Below are 20,880 nucleotides of genomic sequence, written 5' to 3'. Positions count from 1 at the left end.
CCGCAGCCTTGTCAACCAGTGCAGTACCCACCGGCGCCCGGTTTGTCACCTCTGCAAGGAGATGTCACCCAGCGTTTCGGCATCTTTGACGCGCAGTAACGGTACGCCTGGCAGGCCAAACGCGTACACTACCGCCCTTTCGCCTTCAGCGCTAAATCTTCTCGGGTACGGGGTTCCCCGCGTCGCTGATCGCCTGCCGCACCGGGACCCGCGCGAGCAGCACGAACCCGAGGACGAAGAAGGCCACCAGGGAGATGATCGCGTCGCGATAACTGCCGGTCAGCTGGTAGGTGATCCCGAACAGCAGCGGCCCCAGCCAGCTCATCCCGCGGTCGCTCATCTCGTACGCGGAGAAGTACTCGGCCTCCTTGCCGGGCGGGACCAGGTGGGAGAAGAGGGAGCGGGACAGGGCCTGGCTGCCGCCCAGGACCAGGCCGATCGCGGACGCCAGCAGGAAGAAGCCCACCGGCGCCCCGGCCGGCAGGAAGTACCCGGCGCCCAGGGTGACCGTCCACGCCACCAGCGAGCCGAGGATCGTGCGCTTCGCGCCGTACGTCCTGGCGAGGCGGCCCATGCCCAGGGCGCCCGCCACGGCCAGCACCTGCACCAGCAGGACGGCGCCGATGAGGGTGGACTGACCGAGGCCGAGCTCCTCGGAGCCGTACAGCGACGCCTGGGAGATCACGGTCTGGATGCCGTCGTTGTAGACGAGGTAGGCCAGGAGGAAGGCGAGGGTCAGCGGGTGGCGGCGCATGTCGCGGACGGTCGCCGCGAGCTGGCGCAGTCCCGGGGCCGTCGCCTCCCGTGCGGCGGCCGAGCGCACGGCGGCCGGCCGGTCGCGCAGCCGCAGCAGGGGGACCAGCGTGAACCCGCCCCACCACAGGCCGGCCGAGGCCAGACAGATGCGCACGGCCGTCGACTCCGAGACGCCGAAGGAGTCGTGGGCGAGGTAGAGGACCAGATTGCCGACCAGGACCAGGGAGCCCGCCGCGTATCCGAAGGCCCAGCCGCGCGAGGAGACCGCGTCGCGTTCCTCGGGCAGGGCGATCTGGGGCAGGTAGGAGTTGTAGAGCATCATCGAGACGGACAGGGCCCCGTTCGCCACGATCAGCAGCACACCGCCGAGCAGATAGCGGTCGCCGTCGAGGAAGAACATGCCGGTCGTCGCCGCGGCCCCCACATAGGCGGCCGCCCCCAGAAGGGGCTTCTTGCGGCCGGAGCGGTCGGCCGCCGCGCCCACCAGGGGCATCACCAGGACGGCGACGATCACCGACAGGGACACCGAGTACGCGAAGAAGGAGCCCGCGCGCACCGGGATCCCCAGCGGGTGGACGTATCCGTCGGCGTCCGCGGCCTTCTTGGCGACCGACGTCAGATACGGGCCCAGGAACACGGTGAGCACGCTCGTCGAATAGACGGAGCACGCCCAGTCGTAGAAGTACCAGCCGCGCTGCTCGCGCCGCCGCCCCACGGCGTCGTCGGACGCCTCCGTCCGCACGGTGTCGATGCCCACCCGTGCCCTCGCTTCCCCGCAGCAGGCGCCGCGCGAGGGGGACGGGCCGTCAGGCCCAGACGCCCCGGTCCTCCATGACCTTGCGCAACGTGTCGATGTGATCGGTCATGATGCCATCGACCCCCAGGTCCAGGAGCCGGTGCATCCGATCCGCCTCGTTGATCGTCCACACGTGGACCTGCAGCCCGCGCGCGTGGGCGGCGCGGATGAAGCGGGGGTCCACGACCTGGATGCCCGACTGGGCCTCGGGCACCTGCGCGGCGATCGCCGAACCGCGCAGCGCCGCGGGCACGCCCCAGGACCGCATCCGCAGGTTGAGCACGCCCCGGGTGCCGTAGGACGTCGCCAGGCGCGGCCCGGCCAGGCGCTGGGCGCGCACGACGCGGGCCTCGGAGAACGAGCCGACGCAGACCCGGTCCCAGGCGTTCGCGCGCCCGATCAGATTGAGCAGGGGGTGCAGGGCGGGCTCGGCCTTGAGGTCGACGTTCCAGCGCGCCTCGGGGAACGTCTCCAGGAGCTCCTCGAAGAGCGGCACCGGGTCCTTGCCGCCTACGCGCGCGTGGCGAACGTCCGCCCACGGCAGGTCGGCGATCCGGCCCGCGCCGTCGGTCACCCGGTCCAGCGTCGTGTCGTGGAAGGCGACGAGCTTGCCGTCCCGCGTGGCGTGCACATCGGTCTCGAGGTAGCGGTAGCCCGCCTCGATCGCGCGCCGGAACTGCGCCACGGTGTTCTCCAGACCGTCCGCGGCGCCGCCGCGGTGCGCGAACGGGATGGGCCCCGGATGGTCGAGGTACGGGTGGCGTATGTGGCTGGTCACGGACGCAGTATCGCCCCCTGGGGTGTCCCGGTGGCAACGACCGTGCTGCGGTCCGATGCCGGGGGAAGGGCGAACACCCGCAGGAAGAGCTGGGCCAGCGGGCCGATCGACACCGCGTACAGCAGCGTGCCGGCGCCGATCGTCCCGCCGAGGGTGAAACCGGTCACCACGACCGCCGCTTCGAGGGCCGTGCGGATCAGGCGGATCGAGCGGCCGGTCCGCCGGTGCAGCCCGGTCATCAGGCCGTCGCGCGGACCCGGGCCGAAGGCGGCGGCGATGTACAGGCCGGTGGCCGCGCCGTTGAGCAGGACGCCGGCCGCGAGCAGGGGAACGCGGACGGCCAGGCCGTGCGCCTCGGGGACCAGTGCGAGGGTGCCGTCCATGGCGATGCCGACGACGAAGACGTTGGAGACCGTGCCGAGGCCGGGGCGCTGGCGCAGGGGGATCCACAGCAGGAGCACCGCCGCGCCCACGATGATCGACACCACGCCGATCGTCAGTCCGGTGAGCTCCGCCAGTCCCTGGTGGAGCACGTTCCAGGGCTCCAGGCCCAGGCCCGCCTCGACGAGCAGGGCCGAGCTGGCGCCGTAGAGAGCGAGACCGGTGTACAGCTGGATCAGCCGACGGGTGAGATGCCGGGTGAGGTGTCCCCCTGTTTCCGTGGACCGTGTGGACTGTCCCGTCGTGGACAACTGGTGCTCCCCTGAGGTGGTAGTGGCCCGACTGGCCTGACCCATGACACTCTGTGGCTTGGCAGGAAGCATCATCCATGGCCAATTCGAGGAAGGTGGACTGGTCACCATGGCGCAGTGGACCTCGGCAGTGGGGGCCGCCCAGCTCGCGCGGCTGCTCATGTCCCAGCAGGACCGGCCGGCGGGCCCGGGCACGCGCAGGCCGCCCGCCTACCGCGCGCTCGCCGACGGCGTCCGGCTGCTGGTGCTGGAAGGACGCGTCCCGGTGGCTGCCCGGCTGCCCGCCGAACGGGAACTGGCCCTGGCCCTGTCGGTGAGCCGTACGACCGTCGCCGCCGCCTACGAGGCGCTGCGCGCGGAAGGGTTCCTGGAGTCCCGGCGCGGCGCGGGCAGCTGGACGGCCGTCCCGGCGGGCAACCCGCTGCCCGCCCGGGGCCTCGAACCGCTGCCGCCCGAGGCCCTCGGCTCGATGATCGACCTGGGCTGCGCAGCCCTCCCGGCGCCCGAGCCCTGGCTCACCCGAGCCGTCCAGGGCGCGCTGGAGGAGCTGCCGCCGTACGCCCACACGCACGGCGACTACCCGGCGGGCCTGCCCGTGCTGCGGTCGATGATCGCCGACCGCTACACCGCGCGCGGGATACCGACCATGCCCGAACAGATCATGGTGACGACGGGCGCGATGGGCGCCATCGACGCCATCTGCCATCTCTTCGGCGGGCGCGGCGAGCGCATCGCCGTCGAGTCCCCCTCCTACGCCAACATCCTCCAGCTCATGCGGGAGGCGGGCGCGCGACTGGTGCCCGTCGCGATGGCCGAGGGGCTCGGCGGCTGGGACCTGGACCGCTGGCGCCAGGTCCTGCGCGAGGCCGCCCCACGGATCGCGTACGTCGTCGCCGACTTCCACAACCCGACCGGCGCCCTGGCCGACGAGGACCAGCGGCGACGGCTCGTGGAGGCGGCCCGGTCCGCCGGGACCGTGCTGATCGCCGACGAGACGATGACCGAGCTCTGGCTCGACGAGGACGTCTCGGGCGGGGCGATGCCGCGGCCCGTGTGCGGGTTCGACCCGGCCGGATCCACGGTGATCACCGTGGGCTCGGCGAGCAAGGCCTTCTGGGCGGGCATGCGCATCGGCTGGGTGCGGGCCGCTCCGGACGTCATCCGCAGCCTGGTCGCGGCCCGCGCCTACGCCGACCTGGGCACGCCCGTCCTGGAGCAGCTGGCGGTGAACTGGCTCTTCGGCACCGGCGGCTGGGAGCAGGCCGTGGAGGTGCGCCGCACCCAGGCCCGGGAGAACCGGGACGCGCTGGTCGCGGCGGTACGGCGGGAGCTGCCCGAGTGGGAGTTCACCGTGCCGCAGGGCGGGCTGACCCTGTGGGTACGGGCCGGGGGGCTCTCCGGCTCGCGGATCGCGGAGGCGGGCGAGCGGGTCGGGGTGCGGGTGCCGTCCGGGCCGCGGTTCGGCGTCGACGGCGCCTTCGAGGGGTATGTGCGGCTGCCGTTCACCGTGGGGGGCGCGGTGGCGGAGGAGGCCGCCGCGCGACTGGCGGCGGCGGTGCGGATCGTGGAGAGCGGCGGGACGGCGGGCGGCGGCGAGGGGCCGCGGACGTTCGTGGCCTGACCGGGCGGGGCCGGCGTGGACGGCCGCCTTCGACCCGCCGACGCCGACCGGGTGCGCGGTCCGCGAGGTCGGCGCCGCTGCGGCGAAACCGTGCGCGCGTGCCGCACCCCCGCGGCCGGGGAGCCTCCGCAGACTGCGGAGGCTCCCCGGCCGCGGGTGCGTCAGGCCTGTTCCATCACCGGGGCCTCGATCGGCATCGGCTCGATCGGCATCGGTTCCGCGTCCGCCGGTGTGGTGCGCGGCGGCAGCAGGTCCAGCACCGCCTGGCGGTGCGCGTCGCTCGTGGCCTCGTCGTACGGGTCCGGAGTGGCCGGCACCTGAAGGCGGTGCACGGGCCCCGTGCCGAGCCGGGCGTACCCGCGCCCCGGCGGGACGTGGTCGACGGGAGTGGTGTGCGGGGGAGCGCCCAGGACGGCCGTCAGCTGCCCCGCCGACGCCGGCCCGAGCACGACACGCGCGCGTGTGTGCTGCCGTACGGCGTCGCTCAGGGCGTCCAGGGTGTCGAACTGCTCGGCCACGACCACGGTCACCGCGGCCGCGCGGCCGTGTCGGAGCGGGACCTGGAGCAGGGACTGGGGATCCTTGCGGCCGTCCGCGTCGGCGAGGTGGGAGAAGGCGGTGGGGCGGTCGAGGAGGATCCACAGGGGCCGCTTGGTGTCGTCCGGCGGCGGGTGGCCCGCCTGGCGGGCGCGGTTGGCGGCGATGAGCCGGCGTTCCGTCTCGTGTGCCGCCCACTCCAGGCTGGCCACCGCCCCGGCCAGTCCCACCTCGACGCCCAGGACGCCGTCCCGGCCGGTCAGACAGGCGTACTCGCCGGTGCCGCCGCCCTCGACGACGAGGACGTCGCCGTACTGCAGGGCCTGGAGGGCGATGGAGCGCAGGAGGGTGGAGGCGCCGCTGCCGGGCTGGCCGACGGCCAGCAGGTGCGGCTCGGTGGAGCGGACGCCGGTGCGCCAGACGACCGGCGGGACGTCGCGCTGTTCCTCTCCGTAGGAGAGAGGGAGCGTGCGCTGGACCCGGGAGGGGTCGGTGAAGCCCAGGACCGTCTCGCCGGGGGCGGTGACGAAACGCTGGGCCGCGAGGTCGGCGGGGAGCGGGGCGAGGACGCCGACGGTGAGTTCGTTGCCCTCCTCGTCCCAGGTGAAGAGGTACTCGCGGCCGCGGCCGGACTTCGCGGTGAGCAGCTGCTCGATCCGCGCGCGCGGATCGGCCTCGCCGTCCGGGAAGTAGGCCGGGTAGCGGATGACGAGCTGGGCGATCCGGCCCGAGTCGTCGAACTCGTACGCCGGGAAGGCCTTCTCCCAGTCGCCGCCGTGGGCGTACAGGGGAGAAGGGTCCTCCGCCGTGGAGAAGTACGGGACCAGGGCCTCGTACAACGACTGGAGTCGCTGGGTCTGCGACTCGTCGGGGCCTTCGGGAGCCGGTGGGGTGCGGTCCCGGCCCTGCCAGGCTGCCGCCGCCATCAGGGTGATGACGGCGAGCAGCGGACCGTACGGCACGAGCGCCACGACCAGGACCACCGAGGCCACCAGGAACAGCAGCGGCCCGCGCTTGTCCTTGGGGGTCTCGGCCCACCTGCGCCGCCCGGCCGAGGCCAGCCGGCGCATGCCGCGGGTGATCGTGATCAGCGGCTGGAGGACGTCGGTGGCGCTGTCGGCCGCCGTCCGGGCCAGCTCCCGGCTCCGGGCGATCTGCGCGCTGCCTGTGCTCAGGATGCGGGGGAGGGGGGGCCGGGCCACTGCTGTCTCCTGTAGGTGCGTACGGACGGGACGTGCGGCGTCAGAACTTGATGCCGCCGAGGAGGCTGGCCAGGCTCTCGCCGCCGGCCTTGATGCTCGGCGCGATGGCCGTGCTCGCCATGTAGAAGCCGAACAGGGCCGAGACGACCGCGTGCGACGCCTTGAGTCCGTCCTTGCGGAAGAACAGGAAGACGATGACGCCGAGCAGGATGACGCCTGAGATGGAGAGGATCATTTGAGATCTCCTGGTTCGTGGGGACAGTCACCATGAGTACTTCCAGGATCACAGGATGTATCCATACTATAAAAGGTGCAAGTAGGTGAAATTCGGCTGATTTCCCCCAGGTGGCGGAATGTCCGCTGCGCTGCCTGAGCAGCAGAATTGCGTCGAACGGGTCCCTCTGTGATCTTTGCCGTCGACGGGACCGGCCATGTGTCCGGGGAGCCAGTACGCTGGCGATTCACCCGAACGGTTGTAGCGAGAGGCGGTCCGGCCGATGACTGAAGCCCCCGACCCCGAGGTCGTGGAGCTGGCGACCAAGATCTTCGATCTGGCCCGCCAGGGGCGGACCGAGGAGCTCGCGGAGTACGTCGACGCGGGCGTTCCGGCCAACCTCACCAACGACCGCGGCGACTCGCTCGTGATGCTCGCCGCCTACCACGGCCACGCCGAGGCCGTCCGGGCCCTGCTGGCCCGCGGCGCCGAGGCCGACCGGATCAACGACCGAGGCCAGACCCCGCTCGCCGGGGCCGTCTTCAAGGGTGGGACGGACGTCATCAAGGCCCTCGTGGAGGCCGGCGCCGACCCGTCCGCGGGCACGCCGTCAGCCGTCGACACGGCCCGCATGTTCGGCAAGGCAGAGCTGCTGGAGCTGTTCGGCGCACACTGAGCCGACGGTCCTGAGCAGGCTGAACGCAGTTCCTGAGCAGGTAAGTCAACGACCACGGGGGAGGCGGTACAAGGCCGCCGGATATTTCGGTCGCGGCAGGCAGAACAGCCGGGTCATCATGACGTCGTGATTCACGGACGCGATGGCTGGGCAGGTGTTGCCGCACCGCGCGGGCCGTGATGCGGTCCGCATGGGCCACCGACGAGAGGCAGAGGAAAATGGTCTACAGCAAGCAAGAAACGGCGGGCGCCCCGACGTGTTGTCACGTGGCCAGGTAATGCACGTCCCCGGTTGCGTCGACGCTTGATGTGAGGCTGTTTCCCATGTTCGATCCGGTCATAGCGCCCAGCGGTACGCTGCTCGGCCTCCTCCAGAGGGGCCGCGGCGACGGCACGCTGCACGCGCTCACCGCCCCGCGAGCCGAGGCGCTCGCGGCGCTGAACCACTGTGTGCTGCGGGATCCACGCCACGACTGGCAGGTGGAGAACCGCTCCCTGTACTACGCCCGTCTCTTCCTCGACCTGGCCGGTGAGCTGGACGAGATCGAGGCGCACCTCTTCGACGTCGAGGACGCCTTCGACACCGAGGAGTCCCGTACGGGCCTGGCCCTGGCCGTCCTCGGTCACCTCGCCTCCTATGGCAGGCGGGACGCCCTCGTCCTGCTGCGCAGGTACGCCGCGTCGGGCGCCAACTGGGCCTGGGCTCTGGACGAGCTCGCCCTGCGCGACGACGACGCCGGCCTGCGCGCCCTGGCGATGCCCGTCCTCGCGCGGTTCGCGACCGACGCCGAGGGCGAGGGCGAGCTGTCGGCCGCCGTTCGGGACGCCTTCGAGCCACGGCCCTGGCGGCTGTGGGCCGACGATCCCCGCGAGTACGTCTCCACACGCGTGCGTGCCGCTCAGGAGGCCGGCTGCTTCGACCGCTGGCAACGGCAGATGACGCCCGGCGGACCCCGTCCCGGATGGAGCGTGCAGGCCGTCTTCGAGTGGGCTCAGCAAGGCCTCGAACGCGGAGCCGCCCTCCACGTCCCCGCCGCCCGCTGTCTGTCGGCCGTGGCCGGGCCCGAGGACCGCCCGCAGATCGTGCAGGCCGCGAAGGACGGCACCGAGGGAGCCCGGTGCACCGCCCTGCGCTATCTGGCCGACTGCGACGATCCCGACGCCCTCCTCCTGATCGAACAGGCCGTGGCCGTCGGCCCGACCGTCGTCGCCGAGGCCGCCGTGGACGCCTTCGAACGCATGCGCGGCGCGGCCGCCGTCGACCAGGCCCGCGGCTGGGTGCACCGGCCCGACGTCCTGGGCGCAGCCGCCGGCCGGATGCTCGCCTGCCTGGGCGGCGCCCAGGACAGCGACCTGGTCCTCGGCGCACTGCGCGAGGCCGTGCGCGGCGAGGGCTGCGACGCGCCGACCCTGTGGACCCTCGTCGACGGCGCCGGACGGCTCGGCATCGTCTGCGCGGCCCCCGTCCTGCGCCATATCTACCGCGAGACGGCCTCGTCCCATCTCCGCGGGCGCTGCGCCCGCGCACTCGCCCCCACCGACCCCTCCTTCGCCACCGGCTTCGCCGTCGAGTGCCTCTGGGACTGCGAGGAGGGCACGCGCGAGATCGCCGCCCGGCACGCCGAGACCGGTGACGCGCGCGTCGTGGAACGCCTGCGCCGGCTCGCCGCCGACCCGGCCGAGGAGGCGGAGGTCCAGACGGCCGTACGGAGCCGGATCGGACCGGACGCAGCGTCGGCGATGTGACCCCGGGCAGCCGCTGCCCGAGGCGAACCGGGCAGCGGCCGTCCGCCCGGGGGAACGGGACGCCCGCGGGCGTCCGATGAACAGTGGATGACAGCTGGGCCGGACGGGAATGGACGCCGTCCGACCTGCTCGGTGCACCTCGGGCGCCAGAGCCTCGCGCAGTGCAACGCTCACGGGACGTTTGTCGTTCGGAAAGATCCACTTTGACGCGGCCACGTCCAGTGCGGCGACAACACGGGTATGCGTGTCGTCATCGTGACCGAATCCTTTCCCCCCGACGTGAACGGCGTGGCCCACTGCGCGCTCCAGACCGCCCGGCACCTCGTAGATCGCGGTCACCTCCCGCTCGTCGTCGCGCCGGCCACCGCTGCCGGCCACGGGCCCGACGCCCTCGCGCCGTGCCCCGTCGTCCGTGTCCCCTCCCTCCCGCTCCCGGGCTACCCCCAGGTGCGCGTCGCCCTCCCCAGCCGACGCGTCGCCGCGGCCATCGCCGAGCACCGCGCCGACATGGTCCACCTGGCCAGCCCCTTCGTCCTCGGCGTCCGCGGCATGGCCGCCGCCGCCCGGCTCGGCATCCCGGCCGTCGCCGTCTACCAGACCGACCTGGCCGGATACGCCCGTACGTACATGGGCGCCGGCGAGGCCGCGGCCTGGCGGCGCATACGGTCCGTCCACGCCGCCGCCGACCTCACCCTCGCCCCGTCCAGCGCCGCCCTGACCGATCTGGAGGCGCACGGCGTGCCCCGGGTCAAACTGTGGCGGCGCGGTGTGGACACCCTCCGCTTCCGCCCCGACCACCGCGACGAGGCCCTGCGCCGCGAACTCGCCCCCGGCGGCGAGCTGATCGTCGGCTACGTCGGGCGGCTCGCCCCCGAGAAGCAGGTCGAACTCCTGGCCGGGGCGTGCGGCCTGGAGGGCGTGCGGGTCGTGGTGGTGGGCGACGGCCCCAGCCAGGCCCATCTGACGGAGGCGCTGCCCGGCGCGGTCTTCCTGGGGCGGCGCACCGGCGAGGAACTCGCCCGGATCTTCGCCTCGCTGGACGTGTTCGTGCACACGGGTCCCTTCGAGACGTTCTGCCAGACCGTGCAGGAGGCCATGGCGAGCGGGGTCCCGGTCGTCGCGCCCGCCGCGGGCGGACCCCTGGACCTGGTCGCCCACGGGCGCACCGGCCTGCTCGTCCCGCCGCGCGACGTCACCGCCGTACGGGAGGCCGTCCGGTCCCTGGCCGCCGACCCCGATCGGCGGGCCGCCTTCGGCGCCGCCGCGCGGGCCATGGTCGAGGGGCGCACCTGGGCCGCCGTCGGCGACCAGCTCGTCGGCCACTACGCGGACGTGATCGCCGCGCGCCGCCGCCGACCGGTGGTGGCGGCATGAGCCCCATCAGTCCTACGAGCCCTATGAGCCCCATGAGCCCTACGAGCCCCATGAGTCCTGTGGGCCCTTCGAGTTCCGGTCCGCTGAGGATCGTCCGGCTGGCCAACTTCGTGGCTCCCGCCTCGGGCGGCCTGCGTACGGCGTTGCGCGAGCTCGGCAAGGGGTTCAAGGCCGCCGGCCATGAGCCCGTGCTCATCGTGCCCGGCGATCGGGCGAGCGACCGGGAGACCGAGCAGGGGCGGGTGATCACCCTGCCGGGGCCGCTGCTGCCCGGCACCGGCGGCTACCGCGTCCTGACCGACCAGCGTCGCCTCGCTCGCCTGCTGGAGGACCTCACGCCCGACCGCCTCGAGGTCTCCGACCGTACGACGCTGCGGTGGACCGGCAGATGGGCGCGACGGGCCCGCGTTCCCGCCGTGATGGTCTCCCACGAGACCGCCGACGGCGTGCTGCGCACCTGGGGCGTGCCGGAGGGCGCCGCCCGGCGGGCCGCCGACGCGCTCAACACCCGTACGGCGCACACGTACGCGCGCGTGGTGTGCACCACGGAGTTCGCCGAGCGGGAGTTCGTGCGGATCGGCGCCCGCAACGTGGTGCGGGCGCCGCTGGGCGTCGACCTCGTCCAGCGCCACCCCGCGCTGTACGACCCCGGGATGCGGGCGCGGTACGCGCGCGTGGACGAAGTGCTGCTGGTGACGTGCACCCGACTGTCCGTGGAGAAGCGGCCCGGCACCGCGCTGGACGCGCTGGAGGCGCTGCTGCGCCGGGGCAGGCGGGCGGTGCTCGTCGTGGCCGGGGACGGGCCGCTCAGGGCCCGGCTGGAGCAACGGGCGCGCGAGCGCGGTCTGCCGGTCGCCTTCCTGGGGCACGTCGCCGACCGGGGGGCGCTCGGCGCGCTCCAGGCGTCCGCCGACGTGTGCCTGGCGCCGGGGCCCGCGGAGACGTTCGGGCTCGCCGCGCTGGAGGCGATGGCCTGCGGGACGCCGGTGGTCGTCAGCGCGTCGTCGGCGCTGCCCGAGGTGATCGGGTCGGCGGGGGCGGTCGCCGCCGACCGCGGGGAGGCCTTCGCCGACGCCGTGGAACTGCTCCTCGAGCGGTCCCCGGCGGAGCGGCGGGAGGGCGCACGCGCACGTGCCGAGTGCTTCGGGTGGGGGACGGCCGTGGAGGCGTTCCTCGCGGCACACGACACGACGGTGCTGACTCGTCGCGACGTGAGCGAGGCGACGATACGGGCTCGTTCCGATGTGGCTGACGCCGCGACGCTACGGGCCTGTTCTGACGTCGATGACGCGACGGCACCAGGTCGCTCCGACGTGCAGGGCGCGGCGGGACCGGCTCGTCCCTTCGTCTCCGGAGGGCGGGGATGAGACCGCCTCTGCGCTTCGTGGCCCTCGGCGACTCGCTCACCGAGGGCGTGGGGGACCCCGTCGGCGAGGGGTGGCGGGGCTGGGCCGCGCTGCTCGCCGGCGGGCTCGCCGAGGAGCCCGTGGAGTTCACCAACCTCGCGGTCAGCGGGGCGCAGACGCGGGACGTGCTGGAGCGGCAGCTCCCGGCCGGGCTCGCGCTGCGCCCGGACGTCGCCTCCGTCGTCGTGGGCGTCAACGACACCCTGCGCTGCACCTTCGACATCCACGCCGTGGCCGCCCGCCTGGACACGGTGTACGGCGCCTTCGCCGAGCAGGGCGCGGTTCTGCTCACCGCGTGTCTGCCCGACCCGGGCACGATGCTCGGGCTGCCCGGGGCGCTCGCCCGCCCGCTGGCCCGGCGGCAGCGCGCGGTCAACGCCGTCGTCCACGCCCTGTCCGAGCGGTACGGGGCCGTTCATCTGCACGCCTCGGAGGGCGCGTGGCTGACGGACCGGGAGATGTGGAGCGCCGACCGGCTGCACCCCGGCGAGCGGGGGCACCGGCAGCTGGCCGTGCGCTTCCACGCGCTGCTGGCGCGGACGGGCCTCGCGAGCGGGGCCGCGCCCGCGGCGGAGCCGGAGTTCCCGGCGCCCACGACGTCGGCGAGCCTGTGGTGGCTGGCCACCGCGGGCACGGGCTGGGTGGCCCGGCGGTGCACCGACCTGCTGCCGCAGCTGCTCACCCTGGCCGCCGACGAGATGCGCCACCGCGCGCGCGGGACGAGCGCCAGGCTCGATCTGCGCACCTCCGCGGCGGTGTCCGCGGCCCTCGCCGCCCTCTCGGCGGGGGAGCGGCAGCCGGACGCGGCCTAGGGAGCCATGGACGCCACGGGCCTCACGGACGTGATGGCCGTGAGGCGCGTGACGGGCGTCGTAGGCGTCACCGGCGGCGTACGGCCAGGAAGCGGACCGGTGTTCCCGGCACGGCCTGGGCGGCGGCCGGGAGGTCGGCCGTGCGGACGACCCCGATCACCGGGTAGCCGCCGGTGGTCGGGTGGTCGGCCAGGAAGACCACCGGTCTGCCGTTGGGCGGGACTTGGACGGCCCCCAAGACCATGCCCTCGCTCGCCAGCTCCCCGGTCACGGCTCGCTCCAGGGCGGGACCGTCGGTGCGCAGGCCGATGCGGTTGCTCGCCGAGGACACGCGGTACGCGCGCGAGGTGAAGGCGCGCACGGCCTCCGGCGTGAACCAGTCGTCACGCGGGCCGAGCGTCACCTGCAGCACGAGCTCGGCCGGGGGCGCCGGCTGCGGGGCCGCGTCCACGCGCGCGTGCGGGGCGACGTCATGGCCCAGGGGCAGGATCGTGCCGTCCGTGAGGGGCGCCGGGCCGAGACCCGAGAGCAGGTCGGCCGAGCGGCTGCCGAGGACCGGTTCGACGGTGACGCCGCCGGCCACGGCCACGTAGCTCCGTACCCCGCAGACGACGGACCCGACGTCCAGCAGCGCCCCGGCGGGCACGCGCACGGGCGCGCCCCAGGCGGCCGGGCGGCCGTCCACCGTGACCGGGCAGGGCGCGCCCCCGACCGCCACGGTCACGTCGCAGCGCGGCCGCAGGGCACAGCCGGTGAGCGTGGTCTCCAGGACGGCCGCGTCGGGCGGATTGCCGACGAGCCGGTTGACGAGGGCCGCCGCGGGAGCGTCCAGCACGCCGGAGCGCGGCACGCCGAGATGGGCGTGCCCCGGGCGGCCCCGGTCCTGCACGGTGGTCAGCGCACCGGCGCGGACGACGGCGAGTGCGCGGTCGGTCATGGCGATCCCGCCGATCCTGACGTCCCCATGGGTCCTGGTGCCCCCACTGATCCTGAAATCCCCGCCGATCCCGCCGTCCCCGCTGGGACGAAGCGCACGCGCGTGCCCGGTGACAGCAGTGCGGCCGGTACGCGCGCGTGGTCCCACAGGACCGCGTCCGTGGTGCCGATGAGCTGCCAGCCGCCCGGCGACGAGCGTGGGTACACGCCCGTGTAGGGGCCCGCGAGCGCCACCGAACCCGGCGGCACGGCGGTGCGCGGAGTGGCCCGGCGGGGCACGTCGTAGTGCGGCGGCAGGCCGGTGAGATAGCCGAAGCCGGGCGCGAACCCGCAGAAGGCGACCCGGAACTCGGTGCCCGCGTGGATGTCGGCCACGTCCTGCGCGCGGACGCCCCAGTGGGCGGCGACGTCGGCGAGGTCGGGGCCGTCGTACCGCACCGGCAGCTCGATCACCTCGCCCGACCGCGGGGGAGCGGGCGGGACGTCGGCCGTGGTCAGTTCGCAACTCCAACGGACCAGGTCGTCCAGGCCGTCCAACAACACCGTGCGGGCCGCCGGGACGATCTCCCGGACGTTCAGCAGGCCTGCCGCGCGGCGGCGCAGCAGCTCCGCGTGCAGAGCCTCGGCCTCGGCGGCGGAGGCCACCTCGACGAGCAGGGAGTCGTCGCCGACGGGCAGCGCCCTCATGCGAAGGCCTCCACCCGCACGCCCGACTCCTCCAGGCCCCGCCGCACCCGGCGGGCCAGCTCCACCGCGCCGGGCGTGTCCCCGTGCAGGCACAGGGAACGCGCGCGTACCTCGATGGACGGCCCCGTGTGGGAGGCGACCACGCCGTGGCGGGCCAGCGCCGTCGACCGCTCCACGACGGTGTCCGGGTCGGTGACCACGGCCCCTTCCTGCCCGCGCGGAACGAGCGTGCCCTGCTCGGTGTACGCGCGGTCCGCGAACGCCTCCGCGACGGCGGGCAGCCCCGCCTCGCGGGCCAGTTCCAGCAGGCGCGAGCCGGGCAGTCCGAGCACGGGCAGCGTGGCGTCGGCGAGGAGCACCCCGTCGACGACCGCGCGGGCCTGGACCTCGTCGTGCACGACCCGGTTGTAGAGGGCGCCGTGCGGTTTGACGTACGCCACGTGCGCGCCCGCCGCCCGCGCGAAGACCTCCAGGGCGCCGATCTGGTAGGCGACCTCGGCCGCCAGCTCGGCGGGCGGCACGTCCATCGCGCGCCGCCCGAACCCCGCCAGGTCCCGGTAGGAGACCTGCGCGCCGATCGTCACCCCCCGCTCCGCCGCCTGCGCGCACACCCGCCGCATGGTGGCCGCGTCCCCGGCGTGGAAGCCGCAGGCCACGTTGGCGCTGGTGACCACGGACAGCAGCTGTTCGTCGTCGGTCAGCCGCCAGCGGCCGAAGCCCTCGCCGAGGTCGGCGTTCAGATCGATCGCGGTCATCGGGGCCATCCCTGTCATGGATCCTTCGTGTCTCCTTCTCGGGCCACGTGTCTCGGGCGAGGTGTCTCGGGCCATGTCTCTCGGGCCACCTGTCTCAGATCACGTGTCTCAGATCACGCGGTACTGCTCGTCGCGGGCGTCGGTGAGGAACATCTGTCCCGGGGCGTGGGTGAGGGCGAACGGCGGGCGCGAGGCCATCACCGCGGCCTGCGGGGTCACCCCACAGGCCCAGAACACCGGGATGTCGTCCGGCTCGGCGTCCACCGGGTCCCCGAAGTCGGGCTGCCCGAGGTCCTCGATGCCGAGGCCTCCCGGATCGCCGCAGTGTACGGGGCCGCCGTGTACCGCCGGGAGCAGGCTGCTCTCCCGGATGGCGGCCGCAAGACGCGTCGGCGGCACCGGACGCATGGACACCACCATGGGCCCGTGCAGCCGCCCTGCAGGGCGGCACTGACGGTTCGTCACGTACATCGGGACGTTGCGCCCCTGCTCGACGTGGCGGATCGGCACGCCCGCCTCGGACAGCGCCCGCTCGAAGGTGAAGCTGCACCCGATCAGGAACGACACGAGGTCCTCGCGCCAGTACGCGCGCACGTCCGTCGGCTCGTCCACCAGCTCGCCGTCCTCCCACACGCGGTAGCGCGGCAGATCGGTGCGCAGGTCGGCGCCGTCGGCCAACGAGGTCGTCCAGGAGCCGGCGTCGGTGACGTCGAGAACCGGACACGGCTTCGGGTTGCGCTGACAGAACAGGAGCATGTCGTACGCCCAGTCCGCGGGCACCGAGATCAGGTTGACCTGGGTGTGGCCCGCCGCGACCCCCGCCGTGGGGCCGGTGAGGCCCTCCCGGATGCGGGCCCGGGCGTTTTCGGGGGTCCACGCGTGCGCGTGCGCGTCGACGAGGGTCAACGGGCGGTCTTCCGTGAAGAGCGGACGGTTCACGCCAGTTCCTTTCCGCGGGTCTCCGGCAGCCCCAGCAGCGCCAGGGCGGCGATGGCGTACCCGATCGCGCCGAAGACCAGCGCGCCGCCCACGCCCCAGCTCTCGGCCAGATAGCCGACCATGGTGGGGAAGACGGCGCCGACGGCGCGCCCGGTGTTGTACGTGAAGCCCTGTCCCGTGCCCCGCACGGCCGTCGGGTACAGCTCGCTCAGATAGGAGCCGAAGCCGCTGAAGATCGCCGACATGCAGAACCCGAGCGGGAAGCCGAGCACGAGGAGCAGGGTGTTGGCGCCGTCGGGGATGTTCGCGTACGCCAGGATGCAGACCGCCGACAGCAGGGCGAACAGCCAGATGTTGCGGCGCCGGCCCAGCCGGTCGGTGAGATAGCCGCCGGTCAGGTAGCCGAGGAAGGCTCCCGAGATCAGGAAGGTCAGATAGCCGCCCGTGCCGACCACCGACAGACCGCGCTCCGTCTTCAGATACGTCGGCACCCAGGTGGCCAGGGTGTAGTAGCCGCCCTGGACGCCGGTGGACAGGAGCGCGGCGAAGATCGTCGTCCGCAGCAGCGGCCCCTTGAAGATGGCCGGGAACGACCCCTTCTCGGTGCTCTGCTCGCGCGCGGCGGCGGCTTCCGGGGCGTCCTGCACCCGGCGTCGCACCCAGACGACGAGCAGGGCGGGCAGGGCGCCCGTCCAGAACATCACGCGCCAGGCCAGATCGTCGCCGACGAACGAGAACACCAGCGTGTACACCAGCACCGCGAGGCCCCAGCCGACGGCCCAGGAGCTCTGGATCGCGCCGAGCGTGCGGCCCCGGTGCTTGGCGCTCGCGTACTCGGCGACCAGGATCGCGCCGACCGCCCACTCGCCGCCGAAGCCGAGGCCCTGAAGGGCGCGGAAGACCAGCAGGGTCTCGTAGTTCGGCGCGAAACCGCAGGCGACGGTGAAGACCGCGTAGGTGATCACCGTGATCATCAGAGCCCTGACCCGGCCGATCCGGTCGGCCACCACGCCCGCGAGGGCGCCGCCGACGGCGGAGACGACCAGCGTGACGGTGGTGAACAGGCCGGTCTGGCCGCTGTCCAGGCCGAAGTACGCCGCCAGCGCGACCATGCTCAGCGGCAGCGTGAAGTAGTCGTAGGAGTCGAGGGCGTAGCCGCCGAACGCGCCGGCGAAGGCACGCCGGCCGCGCGGGCCGAGGGCGCGCAGCCAGGCCAGCGCGCCGTCGTCAGGGGTGCGTCCGGCCGTCGTGGAAGGGGTGTCGGCGGTCGGGGCCTGGGGTGGAGGGGTTGTGCTCACGGGCACCTCGCAGGGGGAGGACGGAGGGTGCTGGGACCGAGCTGTGCCGTGCGGGAGCGGTGGCGCCGCGGTGGGGACGGGGCGATGCCGTGAAGAGGAAGGTAGAGGATCGTTGAACGATCCTTCAATACCCGTGTTGTTTCGTTCTCGTGTCTGCTGTTGAATTCCGGGCATGGCAGAGCAGCTGGCGGGACTCGCCGACGACCGTGCCCTCCTGGGGCGCACCAGCACGGCCGAGCGGGTCTCGGACATCCTGAGGAGCCGTATCGCCGAGGGGTATTTCCCGCCGGGGACACGGCTGTCGGAAGACAGCATCGGCGGGGCGCTCGGTGTCTCCCGCAACACGCTGCGCGAGGCGTTCCGGCTGCTCACCCACGAACGTCTGCTCGTCCACGAACTGAACCGGGGTGTCTTCGTCCGCGTCCTGACCGTGGAGGATGTGGAGGACATCTACCGCACGCGCGCCCTCGTCGAAGGCGCCGTCGTCCGCGGTCTCGGCGAGCCGCCGTACGCGCTGCAAGGGCTCCAGGAGGCCGTCGCCGAGGGGGAGGCGGCGGCCGTCGAGAATGACTGGAAAGGGCTGGGCACCGCCAACATCCACTTCCACCGGGAACTGGTGGCCCTGGCCGGAAGCGCCCGCACCGACGAGCTGATGCGCAGCGTCTTCGCCGAGCTGCGCCTGGCCTTCCACGTCGTCGACGACCCGCGCCGGCTGCACGAGCCGTACCTCCAACGCAACCGGCAGATCTTCCAGGCCCTCCAGGCCGACGACAAGGGCGAGGCGGAGCGCCTGCTCGCGGTGTACCTGCGGGACTCGCTGGAGCGGGTCGTCGAGGCGTACCGGCGGCGGGTGGGGGAGGGCGAAGCCCTCCGCTAGGGGTGCGGGGAACTGCGTAGGGGTGCGGGGAGCTGCGCGACAAGCCCCCACCGGCCCGCAGCCGACGTGCGACCTCGGTGACCCGGCGTTACCGGCGGAGCCGATCCGCGCCGTTTGGGTCGATGTCAGACCGAGGACCTAGTCTGTGCACCGTGACTTCGCCTGCATCGACGGACCGTGCTCTCCAGGTTCCGCCCCAGTTCAGCGCGGGGCCGCGCCCGGCTCAGGGCCCGGCCGCCGACGAGGGACTGGCGCGGCGGCTGCGCGCGCTCGCCTGCACCGCGCCGATCCACGACCTCGACGCACGCAAGGCCAACCTCGCCGGTGAGTACTCGGTGTACGGCATGGCGGAGATCGCCCTCGCCGCCATCGACCTCGTCACGCTCAACATGGACTTCGACACCGGCGCCGACCACGACCAGATAGTGGCCCGCCTCATCCCGCGTATCGCCGCACAGGCCCCCGGGCGGCCCGTCGCCGAGCACGAGCGGGTGGCCCGCTGGGTCCTGGAGAACCTGGTCAACGTCGGCAGCGTCGACCGCGGCTTCCGCACGACGTACGGCACCTTCGCGCCGGACGGCACGTATGTGCGCCGGGACTACGACTTCAAGCTGATCGAGGAGGTCCCCGGCCACGGCGGGGTGGTCTACCTCCGGACCACCGACGAGGCGGTCAACGTCCTCGTCGGCGCCCTGGACACCGACGTCACCAGCGCGCAGATCGCCGCCGAGGTCAAACTCGAGGTGCTCATCCGCCGCGGCCGCCTCGCCGACGCCCAACTCGCCGCAGAACAGGCCCGCTACCGGACCGTGCAGTACGCGGAGACCCTCCGCAGGGCCCTGGAGGCGACCCGGCGCAACGTACGCGCGGTCGACTGGCTCAACGCCGTGCCCGACATGATCGCCGAGGCCCTCGACCACGTGGCCGACCGCTACCGCCACGAGAACGCGATCCTCACCAACATCCGCAAGGCCCGCGACGAGATCGAGGACGCGGAGAACAAGCGTCGGGCCGCCGAACTCGTCGACATCGTCAAGGACTGCATCCGCCGCCACACGCAGCTGCAGTCCCGCCTGCTCGAAGCCGGCCCGCTCTTCCGCGCCGAGCAGGACCGGCAGGCCTTCGCCACCCCCATGACCTCGTCGGGGATAGACCTCTACGGCCACCTCGTCGCGCCCGTGCTGCCGCTGCCGCTGGAGCAGGCGGCCCGGGTCACCGACGCCTTCTTCGCCCGCGGGACGGGTCTGCGCACGCCGGTGTCCGTCCGGGTCGCCGATCTCGTCGACCTGCTGCTGACGCCGCCGGTGGAGCGCGAGCACCTCGGAGCGGAGATGCCGGAGCCGGACCTCATCGCGACGCCGGACGACAGCCGGTTCAGCGAGGAGCAGCTGGCCGCGGCGATGGAACTGCTGGACCTGCCCGCCGACGCCCCGCGCCGGCTGTCGGGCCTGCTGGCCGAGGCGCGCGGACAGGACCCCGATCTGCCCTACCTGGTGGCGCTGCTGGCCGTCCACGCGGCCAGCCCCGCCGTGGGCACCGCCTATCGGCAGGGCGAGGAGAAGCTGCTGTTCGCCGTGGACGACGGCACGGAGCTGGACGATCCGGAGTTCGGCGGGGCCGATCTCATCGTCGGCACGGCCCTGCTGGACGCCGCGGGGATGGCGGCGGATCGCACGGAGGCGGCATGAGCCGGGCCGCACACCGAACGAACGATGCGTACGACGCCACGGACACGTACGACGCCACAGGCGCGTACAACGCCAACGACCTGAACAACACTTACGACCCGAGCGACACTTACGACCCGATCGCCCCTGAGAAGACCGAGAAGACCGAGGAGCCGAAGCCGTGACCGAGCACGTCGAGTGGAGTGACACGGAGGCCCCCGCCCCGTCGGCGAGCGCCGCCGTCACCCCCGCCGACGCCGCCGACGCGGCGCGGCTCGTCGCCTTCGGGCTGCAGCCCAAACTGCAGCCCGCCCGCGACCAGGAGTACGCGGAGCTGCTGCGGCGCCACCGCGAGGACCCGGCGTTCGCCCGGCTCGCCGACGCCGTCGCCGCCGGCCTGGGACTGATCGTGCTGGAGGTGTCCCCGCGCGCGGGGATGGCCGTCACGGCCGCCGAGGACTCGGTGTTCGCCGTGCGCATGGGCGACTACGCGCGTCGTACGTCCGCCGACGGCGGGGACCGCTTCCTGCACGGCCTCGCCCATCTCGCCGTAGCCGCGATGGCGTTCCCGCGGCCCGAGGACCTGGCCGACGACGGGTACATCGGGCGGGTCAGCGTCAACGGGGTCGACGCCTTCGTGCGCCAGGCCTGCCGCCGGCTGGAGGAGCGGGCGGAGCAGCAGGGCGAGAACACCGACCCGGCCACCGACGCGCCCGGCCTGGAGGCCGCCTGGCGGATCTGGGCCAGACGCAGCGCCGCCGGCGCCACCAAGGACGCCCGCAGACTCGCCGGCTCGACCACCGGCATCGTCGGCAAGGCCGCCGCCTTCCTCACCGACTCCGGATTCCTCCAGCGCACCGGCGACGACAACGGCGGCACCTACCGGACCACCGCCCGCTACCAGCTCCAGGTGCGGGACATGGCAGGCAGCGCCGCGCTGGCCGAACTCCTCGAACTGGGCGTCGTCCCGGTCACCGACGGCACGCCGACGCTGCTGCCCGCCGAGAACACCGACGACCTGGATCTGGTGGCCGACGCCGGACTGCCGTTCCACTCCTGAACTCCGCAAAAACCCCACCCCCTGATCTGCCGAAGACTTACGAGAGTCCGCC

General features: G+C 73.4%; 20 protein-coding genes. 10 read left to right on the top strand and 10 right to left on the bottom strand.

Going from position 1 to position 20,880, the window contains the following annotated elements:
* Nucleotides 1–151: 151 nt before the first annotated feature.
* Genes OG562_RS06115 through OG562_RS06105 form a run of 3 tightly spaced genes read right to left on the bottom strand, consistent with a single transcriptional unit; the run spans nt 152 to nt 3,133 of the window.
* On the bottom strand, nt 152–1,513 hold the full coding sequence (locus tag OG562_RS06115; protein ID WP_266394540.1) for an MFS transporter: 1,362 nt from the start codon (nt 1,511–1,513) through the stop codon (nt 152–154).
* Between the two features lie 49 nt (nt 1,514–1,562).
* Nucleotides 1,563–2,330, bottom strand: a complete 768-nt coding sequence (locus OG562_RS06110; protein WP_266394538.1) for a glycerophosphodiester phosphodiesterase — start codon at nt 2,328–2,330, stop codon at nt 1,563–1,565.
* Nucleotides 2,327–3,133 carry a YitT family protein gene (locus OG562_RS06105; RefSeq protein WP_266394536.1) on the bottom strand — a complete coding sequence of 269 codons (807 nt, stop codon included), beginning with the start codon at nt 3,131–3,133 and terminating at the stop codon, nt 2,327–2,329. The genes OG562_RS06110 and OG562_RS06105 overlap by 4 nt, the downstream gene beginning before the upstream one ends.
* Here OG562_RS06105 and OG562_RS06100 point away from each other — a divergent pair.
* Nucleotides 3,132–4,643, top strand: coding sequence for a PLP-dependent aminotransferase family protein (locus OG562_RS06100; protein WP_266394534.1), 1,512 nt, complete (start codon nt 3,132–3,134; stop codon nt 4,641–4,643). The genes OG562_RS06105 and OG562_RS06100 overlap by 2 nt on opposite strands.
* Before the next feature lie 161 nt (nt 4,644–4,804).
* On the opposite strand, the gene OG562_RS06095 is transcribed toward OG562_RS06100, so the two are convergent.
* Nucleotides 4,805–6,382, bottom strand: coding sequence for a hypothetical protein (locus tag OG562_RS06095; protein ID WP_266394531.1), 1,578 nt, complete (start codon nt 6,380–6,382; stop codon nt 4,805–4,807).
* A 40-nt stretch (nt 6,383–6,422) separates the two neighbouring features.
* Nucleotides 6,423–6,617: a hypothetical protein gene (locus OG562_RS06090; RefSeq protein ID WP_266394528.1), complete on the bottom strand. Its 195-nt coding sequence runs from the start codon at nt 6,615–6,617 to the stop codon at nt 6,423–6,425.
* 262 nt (nt 6,618–6,879) lie between these two features.
* Between OG562_RS06090 and OG562_RS06085 the strand changes: the two genes are divergently transcribed.
* The 5 genes from OG562_RS06085 (at nt 6,880) to OG562_RS06065 (ending at nt 12,609) form a co-directional block, all read left to right on the top strand.
* The gene (locus tag OG562_RS06085) at nt 6,880–7,272 is read left to right on the top strand and encodes an ankyrin repeat domain-containing protein (RefSeq protein WP_266394525.1); all 393 of its coding nucleotides are present in this window, start codon (nt 6,880–6,882) and stop codon (nt 7,270–7,272) included.
* 323 nt (nt 7,273–7,595) lie between these two features.
* On the top strand, nt 7,596–9,017 hold the full coding sequence (locus OG562_RS06080) for a HEAT repeat domain-containing protein (protein ID WP_266394524.1): 1,422 nt from the start codon (nt 7,596–7,598) through the stop codon (nt 9,015–9,017).
* 240 nt (nt 9,018–9,257) lie between these two features.
* Nucleotides 9,258–10,391, top strand: coding sequence for a glycosyltransferase family 1 protein (locus OG562_RS06075; RefSeq protein WP_266394521.1), 1,134 nt, complete (start codon nt 9,258–9,260; stop codon nt 10,389–10,391).
* A gap of 50 nt (nt 10,392–10,441) precedes the next feature.
* On the top strand, nt 10,442–11,758 hold the full coding sequence (locus OG562_RS06070) for a glycosyltransferase (RefSeq protein ID WP_266394518.1): 1,317 nt from the start codon (nt 10,442–10,444) through the stop codon (nt 11,756–11,758).
* Complete coding sequence (locus OG562_RS06065) at nt 11,755–12,609, top strand: SGNH/GDSL hydrolase family protein (RefSeq protein WP_266394516.1); 855 nt, start codon at nt 11,755–11,757, stop codon at nt 12,607–12,609. The genes OG562_RS06070 and OG562_RS06065 overlap by 4 nt, the downstream gene beginning before the upstream one ends.
* A 67-nt stretch (nt 12,610–12,676) precedes the next feature.
* Here the strand turns inward: OG562_RS06065 and OG562_RS06060 are convergent, their stop codons facing one another.
* From OG562_RS06060 to OG562_RS06040, 5 genes are all read right to left on the bottom strand, one after another.
* Nucleotides 12,677–13,546, bottom strand: a complete 870-nt coding sequence (locus OG562_RS06060) for a biotin-dependent carboxyltransferase family protein (RefSeq protein WP_266394513.1) — start codon at nt 13,544–13,546, stop codon at nt 12,677–12,679.
* On the bottom strand, nt 13,543–14,232 hold the full coding sequence (locus OG562_RS06055) for an allophanate hydrolase subunit 1 (RefSeq protein WP_266394506.1): 690 nt from the start codon (nt 14,230–14,232) through the stop codon (nt 13,543–13,545). Before OG562_RS06055 ends, OG562_RS06060 begins: the two co-directional genes overlap by 4 nt.
* Nucleotides 14,229–14,987, bottom strand: coding sequence for a LamB/YcsF family protein (locus tag OG562_RS06050; RefSeq protein WP_266409065.1), 759 nt, complete (start codon nt 14,985–14,987; stop codon nt 14,229–14,231). Before OG562_RS06050 ends, OG562_RS06055 begins: the two co-directional genes overlap by 4 nt.
* Before the next feature lie 108 nt (nt 14,988–15,095).
* Nucleotides 15,096–15,926: a putative hydro-lyase gene (locus OG562_RS06045; protein ID WP_266394505.1), complete on the bottom strand. Its 831-nt coding sequence runs from the start codon at nt 15,924–15,926 to the stop codon at nt 15,096–15,098.
* Nucleotides 15,923–17,224: an MFS transporter gene (locus OG562_RS06040; protein WP_266394502.1), complete on the bottom strand. Its 1,302-nt coding sequence runs from the start codon at nt 17,222–17,224 to the stop codon at nt 15,923–15,925. Before OG562_RS06040 ends, OG562_RS06045 begins: the two co-directional genes overlap by 4 nt.
* A 172-nt stretch (nt 17,225–17,396) precedes the next feature.
* Between OG562_RS06040 and OG562_RS06035 the strand changes: the two genes are divergently transcribed.
* The 4 genes from OG562_RS06035 to OG562_RS06020 all read left to right on the top strand — a co-directional run bounded on the left by OG562_RS06035 (nt 17,397) and on the right by OG562_RS06020 (nt 20,828).
* On the top strand, nt 17,397–18,101 hold the full coding sequence (locus OG562_RS06035; RefSeq protein ID WP_266394499.1) for a GntR family transcriptional regulator: 705 nt from the start codon (nt 17,397–17,399) through the stop codon (nt 18,099–18,101).
* Between the two features lie 152 nt (nt 18,102–18,253).
* Nucleotides 18,254–19,789: a hypothetical protein gene (locus tag OG562_RS06030; RefSeq protein WP_266394496.1), complete on the top strand. Its 1,536-nt coding sequence runs from the start codon at nt 18,254–18,256 to the stop codon at nt 19,787–19,789.
* Nucleotides 19,786–19,953, top strand: a complete 168-nt coding sequence (locus OG562_RS06025; protein WP_266394493.1) for a hypothetical protein — start codon at nt 19,786–19,788, stop codon at nt 19,951–19,953. The genes OG562_RS06030 and OG562_RS06025 overlap by 4 nt, the downstream gene beginning before the upstream one ends.
* The gene (locus tag OG562_RS06020) at nt 19,950–20,828 is read left to right on the top strand and encodes a hypothetical protein (RefSeq protein WP_266394490.1); all 879 of its coding nucleotides are present in this window, start codon (nt 19,950–19,952) and stop codon (nt 20,826–20,828) included. Before OG562_RS06025 ends, OG562_RS06020 begins: the two co-directional genes overlap by 4 nt.
* Nucleotides 20,829–20,880: the final 52 nt, after the last annotated feature.

This window comes from Streptomyces sp. NBC_01275, from assembly GCF_026340655.1.
Classification (GTDB): Bacteria; Actinomycetota; Actinomycetes; order Streptomycetales; family Streptomycetaceae; genus Streptomyces.
Note: the sequence above shows the minus strand (reverse complement) of the source record. Positions and strands in the feature narration are given on the sequence as shown.

Excerpts from the sequence above, each read along its gene's own strand:
- OG562_RS06100 (WP_266394534.1), top strand. The coding sequence starts at position 3,132 with ATGGCGCAGTGGACCTCGGCAGTGGGGGCCGCCCAGCTCGCGCGGCTG.
- OG562_RS06090 (WP_266394528.1), bottom strand. The coding sequence starts at position 6,617 with ATGATCCTCTCCATCTCAGGCGTCATCCTGCTCGGCGTCATCGTCTTC.
- OG562_RS06075 (WP_266394521.1), top strand. The coding sequence starts at position 9,258 with ATGCGTGTCGTCATCGTGACCGAATCCTTTCCCCCCGACGTGAACGGC.
- OG562_RS06060 (WP_266394513.1), bottom strand. The coding sequence starts at position 13,546 with ATGACCGACCGCGCACTCGCCGTCGTCCGCGCCGGTGCGCTGACCACC.
- OG562_RS06025 (WP_266394493.1), top strand. The coding sequence starts at position 19,786 with ATGAGCCGGGCCGCACACCGAACGAACGATGCGTACGACGCCACGGAC.
- OG562_RS06085 (WP_266394525.1), top strand. The coding sequence starts at position 6,880 with ATGACTGAAGCCCCCGACCCCGAGGTCGTGGAGCTGGCGACCAAGATC.
- OG562_RS06055 (WP_266394506.1), bottom strand. The coding sequence starts at position 14,232 with ATGAGGGCGCTGCCCGTCGGCGACGACTCCCTGCTCGTCGAGGTGGCC.
- OG562_RS06065 (WP_266394516.1), top strand. The coding sequence starts at position 11,755 with ATGAGACCGCCTCTGCGCTTCGTGGCCCTCGGCGACTCGCTCACCGAG.
- OG562_RS06050 (WP_266409065.1), bottom strand. The coding sequence starts at position 14,987 with ATGACCGCGATCGATCTGAACGCCGACCTCGGCGAGGGCTTCGGCCGC.
- OG562_RS06105 (WP_266394536.1), bottom strand. The coding sequence starts at position 3,133 with ATGGTGACCAGTCCACCTTCCTCGAATTGGCCATGGATGATGCTTCCT.
- OG562_RS06080 (WP_266394524.1), top strand. The coding sequence starts at position 7,596 with ATGTTCGATCCGGTCATAGCGCCCAGCGGTACGCTGCTCGGCCTCCTC.
- OG562_RS06070 (WP_266394518.1), top strand. The coding sequence starts at position 10,442 with ATGAGTCCTGTGGGCCCTTCGAGTTCCGGTCCGCTGAGGATCGTCCGG.
- OG562_RS06035 (WP_266394499.1), top strand. The coding sequence starts at position 17,397 with ATGGCAGAGCAGCTGGCGGGACTCGCCGACGACCGTGCCCTCCTGGGG.